Below are 5727 nucleotides of genomic sequence, written 5' to 3' on the forward strand. Positions count from 1 at the left end.
CTCCAGTGGAGGATGAGCGATCCCTTCCCCTCGATGCCCGCCCAGGTGGCCAGGGCGATGACCGCCAGCACGACGATCCTGCTCAGTCTGAGACCGCTTCCGGAGCCCAACAGTCTGGGAAACCGGGGGAGGATCAGGTCCTCCACGAGATTGGTGGCGATGCCCAGCGACAGCCCCGCCGCACAGCCGATGACGGTGATCAGGATGCCCGCCCAGAGGGCACCGGCCACAAGGGGCGGAAAGGTGGCTTCGATGAAGTAGGGCAGCGCGTGGGCCGGCGTGATCGCCGCGCCGGAGGCCCGCAGGGAGAGGCCGATCCAGATCCCCAGCAGCCCCAGAGGCGGCATGAGCAGGGCGGAGAGGAAGGCTCCCTTCCTGGCGGTCTGTTCGTTCCGTGCGGCGAAGAGCGACTGGACATAGATCTGGGTGCTCAGCACCCCCAGCAGGAGCGAGAGCCCCGCGCTCCCGTCTTTGGCGAATCCGCGGCCGAAGAGATGCAGAAAGGGGTGGAAGGGGGTGGTCTCCACCAGGCGCGCCGGGCTGTACCCCTGGTACCAGGCTGCGGCCGCACAGAGGCCGAGGGTGCAGTAGAGGAAGAGGATCTTGGCCCGCCCCACGGCGCTGTAGCTTTTCAGTCCGCCGGCGTAGATGAACCCGACGATGATCAACGCTACGGCGACGGCCGCCTGGGTGTGGGGGATGTGGAGCACGCTCTGCAGAAGGGCGATCCCCGCCAGGAACTGGGCCACCACGGAGATGAAGGTCCCCAGGCTGGAGGCGATCATCACCGAGAGCGAGGTGGCCGGACCGTATTCCCTGTTGAGAAACTGCGGGATGGTGACCAGTCCGGTGCGGCGCAGAGGGCGGGCGAAGAGCGCCCCCAGAAGGAGACAGCCCAGGCCGCCGCCCAGGGTGAACCACCAGGCGGAGAGGCCGTACTCGTAGGCCATCTGGGCGGTGCCGACCGTCGAGGCTCCTCCAACCAGAGCCCCGAGAAGGATGCCGGTGACCCCGACACTGGTGACCTTCCTCCCGCCTACATTGTAGTCGGCGGTTCCCTTTGTTCTTCTCCCCGAGAGGAGTCCCAGGGCGACGAAGAGCGCGACAACGAGACACGCGGCTGCAAGAAACAGTATGGGCACGGGTTGCACCTCCTGAATGCTGTGGAAGACTGCAGGCTATGATACCCTAGAACCATCGTCGATCCTAGGGGGTGGAGGCTGTGGAAGCTGTGCGCGGCATGGTGTCTGTTGTGGTGGTGTGTCTGGTTCTGGCGCTCTCCGTGGGGAACTGCGGGGCGGCGGTGGATCCCGTCGAGGAGGAGTGGCTGCTCCAGGTGGCGGTGGTCCCGCCCGCTCAGGGATGGGACAGCCCTGAAGGGACGGCCGCAGCGGCAGCGCTTGAGTATGTGGAGCGGGAGACGAACAGCCGTCGCGATGGCGTGGCCGGCAACGACATCCGTTTTGTGGAGATCGAGCCGGCGACCATGGAGGATCTCCTTGAGGATGCGACATCGGTGGTGGAGCGCTGGAAGAGCCGGCGGGTCGTGGCGGTGGTCAGCTTCGCCGATGCCGTGACGACCTACGATCTGCTGCAACAGCTGGCGGGGAGCGGGTTTGCCCTCATCCTTGCCTTCGGCAGGGATGTCTCGCTTGCCGACGGGGAGGGGGAGCCGTTCCCCTCGGTCTTTGCCCTGGATCTCTACAAAAGATACACGATCCGTGCGGTGGCGGCCCGGGCCTCCAGGGCATTGCCGCAGGGAACGGGGATCGCCATCCTGGCCGACCGGCTCGATCCCTTTCTGGCCGAATCCACCAGACTCCTGCAGCGCGATCTCGGGCTCCGCGGGTTCTCGCCGCTCCCGATCTGGATCGCCGGATACGCCGACAGGAACCTCCGCAACCGTTTGCTCGAGGCTTCCTCTGCAGGCGCCGAGGTGGTCGTCAGCCTCCTGGGGCCCCTGGGCACGCTGGATGTCTGGACTCGTATCGAACGGAACGCGCTTCCCATGGAGCTCTGGCACGCCGGAGGACGCAACGAGATGGTGCGGGCCAGGCCGGGCGTCCTGGTGGTGGATCAGGAATGGCCCCTGGAGCATGCCGGGAGAGGCCTGCAGGATATCAGGATGGATATATGGGACAGTACGGGGGTGATGGTGGACCGCATGCCCCTGGCGGTTAGGAGCCTTGCGGCGGGGACCCTGGTGGTGCAGGGGCTCCAGGCCTCGGGAGGGAAGGGGGGAACCCCGCTCTACCGCGCGCTGGAAGGCGTCGGGGGGCTGCCCTTCGGCGACCGTACGCTCGCTATCGATGCCTCCACCCACCGGCCGGGGGAGCGTCGGATCGCCGTACTCTCCACGGACGGCGAAACATGGAGAATGGTGGATACCGTAGCGGTGCAGTCGAGGTTTGTCCCGGAGTAAAACCCTGACCACACCAAGTGTGGCGAGAAAGGAAGATAGCCGATGAAACTGGAAGAGATCCGCACCACTCTGGAGGCCGACACCCTCTGCCGCGAGGGACTGCTGGAGAGCGTCGCCGTGGAATACGCCTACGCCTCGGACCTGATGAGCGACGTCCTCGCCTTCGCCAGACCGGGCTCCCTGCTGCTGACGGGGCTGACCAACCTCCAGATTGTTCGTACCGCCCAGATGATGGATATGCCGGCGGTGGTCTTCGTGCGCGGCAAACAGCCCCGGCAGGAGGCTGTGGAGCTGGCGGAGAAGATGGGGATCCCCCTTCTGTCGACCTGCAAGAGCATGTACGAGGCCAGTGGCCTGCTGTTGATGGCGGGCATCCTGCCCTGCGAGATCCCCAGGAGGGAGCGGCCCCAGTGAACAGCCCCTACGAGCTGGAGTTCAGCGTAGCCGGCGAGGACTTTCTCGCCGCCGGCGAAGGATCGAACCGGGTCAAGGAAACATTGAAGATGCTGGGGATCGCCTCCGATTTCTGCCGCCGCGCTTCGATCATCACCTACGAGGCGGAGATGAACCTTGTGATCCACGCCCGTGGAGGGACGGTCCACGTGGAGATCTGTCCGGAACAGCTTGTGCTGACCACCATCGACGAGGGCCCCGGCATCGAGGACGTGGAGCTGGCCATGCAGGAGGGCTACTCCACCGCCCCCGACCATATCCGGGAGATGGGCTTCGGCGCCGGCATGGGACTGAGCAACATCAAGCGGAACGCCGACGACCTGGCTATCGATTCCCGCCCCGGCGAGGGGACGACGCTCCGGGCTGTGGTGCGTTTCGCCCAGGGGAAAGGAGGAATCGCCTGATGGGCCACGGAGTCAAGATCTTCAACGCCGCCTGTAAAGGCTGTGTCAACTGCATCAAATCCTGCCCCACCGAAGCGATCCGGGTGGTGGACGGCCGGGTGCGGATCATTCCGGAACTCTGCATCGACTGCGGCGAATGTCTGCGCACCTGTACCAAGAAGGCCCTCGGCATGGACGAGGATGACTGGGATACCCTCCGTACGGCCGGGGATCTCCAGGTGATGAGTGACCCCACACTCTACGCGCAGCTCGGTTCCTACCGGCGTCCCGGTGTGGTCCGCGATGCGCTCTCCCATTTCGGCGTACGGGAGGTGGCCTCGGAGGTGCCCCTGGCCTACGATGTGGGGGCCTACGCCATCGCCAGGGCCCTGGAGGAGGCGGAACCGGGCCGGAAGCCGCTGATCTCCACATACTGTCCCGCCATCGTCCGGCTGGTGCAGGTGCGTTTTCCCGAGCTGCTGCCGCGGCTTGTTCCGGTGGAGTCCCCCCTGGAGATCGCCGGACAGATCTGGCGCCGGGACCACAGGGATTCCAACCTCACCCTGGTGGCGCCCTGCCCGGCCAAGATCACGCTGGTCCGCGAACCCGTGGGGCGGGAGAAAAGCTCCTTCACCTCCGTGGTGGCCGTCAAGCGGGTGACCCGGGATCTCCTCGCCTCCGGGGCCACGGCGGAGGTGCCGCAGAAACCCATGGAGAATATCCGCTGGCTGATGTGGGCCCTCCGGGGCGGGGAGACCAGGCATGTGACCCAGTTCCTCGACCGGCCGGTGAAAACCATGGTGGTGTCGGGGCTGCGCAACACCCTGGATCTCCTGCAGGAGCTGGAACTGGGTCATCTCCCCGGTGTGGACTATGTGGAGTGCCGGGTCTGTGATCTGGGATGTATCGGCGGGATCGGGAATGCGGAGACCCGCTTTCTCTCGGAGATCCGTCTGCGGGAGCTGCCGGTCCGGTGGGAGCTTACCGAACACGAGTTCGGCGAGGTGCAGGAGCTCTACGATCAGGGGATCTGGAAGCTCAAGGTTTCGCCCAGAGCCACGCAGTCCAGGACCCTCGGCAAGAATGTCGCGGAATCCATGAACAGACTGCAGAAGCTCAAGAAGGTCTACGACGAGCTGCCCCACATCGACTGCGGCGCCTGCGGCCGGCCCACCTGCCATGCCCTGGCCGAGGACATCGTCCGCGGTGAGGGGGAGGTGACCGACTGCATCTTCAAACTCCGGGATCGCATTTCCACACTGGCCCGGGAGATCGCCGACCTCTCCGGCCACGTGCCCCATACTCTCCGCAACAGGGAGGAGGACTAGTATGCGCATCGACAGAATCTTTGCCGAACAGGGGATCGAAACCGCCACGGCACGGCCCCCCTCGGGAGAGGTGGAAAGGGGGTTCATCGGCGATCTGCTCAGCTATGTGGTGGGCAACGCACCGGAGAAGGCGCTGTGGATCACCGTCCACGGGCATCTCAACGCGGCCGCCGTCGCCGTTCTGCGGGAGATCCCCTGTATCGTCCTGGTAGGCGGGCGCCGGCCGGACAAAAACCTTCTGGAACGCTGCAACAGGGAAGGCATTGTCGTGGGCGTGACCGAGCTGTCCGCCTTCGAACTGGCCGGCAGACTCTGGTCTATGGGTCTGGGCGGCGGAGGTTCCCAGGGCTGATGCTCTCCGACTACAGGGTGGATCTGCATATCCATACCGTGCTTTCCCCCTGCGGGGAACTGGAGATGGGTGCCCCGGAGATCGTGGAGCGGGCGCTGGAGGCCGGACTGGACTGCATCGCCGTCACCGACCACAACGCGGCGGAGAACGCCCCCGCTCTCCAGGAGGCGGCTTCGGGAACCGGCCTTGTGGTGCTGGCCGGTCTGGAGGTGCAGACCGCCGAGGACATCCATGTGGTCGCCATCTTTGAAACCACCCAGGCGGCGCTGGATTTCCAGGACTGGCTCTGGAAGGGTCTGCGCCGCTTCCCGAACGACCCCGACATCTTCGGCTACCAGGTGGTGGTCGATGGGACGAACCGGATTCTCCGGCAGGAGGAGACGCTCCTCGTGCAGGGGGTGACCTACGATATCGAGGAGGTGCTTGAGGAGGTCCACCGTCGCCGGGGGATCGCCTTCCCCGCCCACGTGGACCGTCCCGCCTTCTCCTATACGGCGGCACTGGGTCCCCTGCCGGAGGGGCTGCCTGTGGACGCCATCGAGCTCTCCAGAACCCTCTCCCCCGATGAGGCCGAGCGATGGCGGGCGTCGCTCCCGGCCAGGACAGTGCTCCGCAACTCCGACGCCCATTCCCTGGATGCGCTCCACCGCAACCACTGCAGCACCATGCTTCTCGAGCGCCCCTCCTTCGGGGAGATCGCCCTGGCCCTCCGAGAGCGCGCGGGACGCAGGGTCTTCTGGCCCTGGGCCCGGGGGGACCGGTAGCGGACAGCCCCTTGCGGATGCGTGG

The 5727-nt window shown here is 65.9% G+C and carries 7 protein-coding genes; 6 read left to right on the top strand and 1 reads right to left on the bottom strand.

Going from position 1 to position 5727, the window contains the following annotated elements; translation table 11 throughout:
• Positions 1–1142, bottom strand: a 1142-nt coding sequence (locus tag K9L28_11440; protein MCF7936941.1) for a sodium:solute symporter family protein, incomplete at its 3' end; no start/stop codon positions are given.
• A gap of 80 nt (positions 1143–1222) precedes the next feature.
• On the opposite strand from K9L28_11440, the gene K9L28_11445 reads away from it, so the two are divergent.
• Genes K9L28_11445 through K9L28_11470 form a run of 6 tightly spaced genes read left to right on the top strand, consistent with a single transcriptional unit; the run spans position 1223 to position 5702 of the window.
• Entirely contained in the window at positions 1223–2422 is a 1200-nt protein-coding gene (locus K9L28_11445; protein ID MCF7936942.1) for an ABC transporter substrate-binding protein, read from the top strand.
• A 42-nt stretch (positions 2423–2464) separates the two neighbouring features.
• A complete protein-coding gene (locus tag K9L28_11450; protein ID MCF7936943.1) occupies positions 2465–2836 on the top strand; it encodes a transcriptional regulator in 372 nt (123 codons plus the stop codon).
• Complete coding sequence (locus tag K9L28_11455; protein ID MCF7936944.1) at positions 2833–3279, top strand: anti-sigma regulatory factor; 447 nt, start codon at positions 2833–2835, stop codon at positions 3277–3279. The genes K9L28_11450 and K9L28_11455 overlap by 4 nt, the downstream gene beginning before the upstream one ends.
• Complete coding sequence (locus K9L28_11460) at positions 3279–4586, top strand: 4Fe-4S dicluster domain-containing protein (GenBank protein ID MCF7936945.1); 1308 nt, start codon at positions 3279–3281, stop codon at positions 4584–4586. Before K9L28_11455 ends, K9L28_11460 begins: the two co-directional genes overlap by 1 nt.
• 1 nt (position 4587) lies before the next feature.
• A complete protein-coding gene (locus tag K9L28_11465; protein MCF7936946.1) occupies positions 4588–4938 on the top strand; it encodes a serine kinase in 351 nt (116 codons plus the stop codon).
• The gene (locus K9L28_11470; GenBank protein MCF7936947.1) at positions 4938–5702 is read left to right on the top strand and encodes a PHP domain-containing protein; all 765 of its coding nucleotides are present in this window, start codon (positions 4938–4940) and stop codon (positions 5700–5702) included. Before K9L28_11465 ends, K9L28_11470 begins: the two co-directional genes overlap by 1 nt.
• The last annotated feature ends 25 nt before the right edge of the window (positions 5703–5727 follow it).

This window comes from Synergistales bacterium, assembly GCA_021736445.1.
In the GTDB taxonomy this organism is placed as follows: domain Bacteria; phylum Synergistota; class Synergistia; order Synergistales; family Aminiphilaceae; genus JAIPGA01.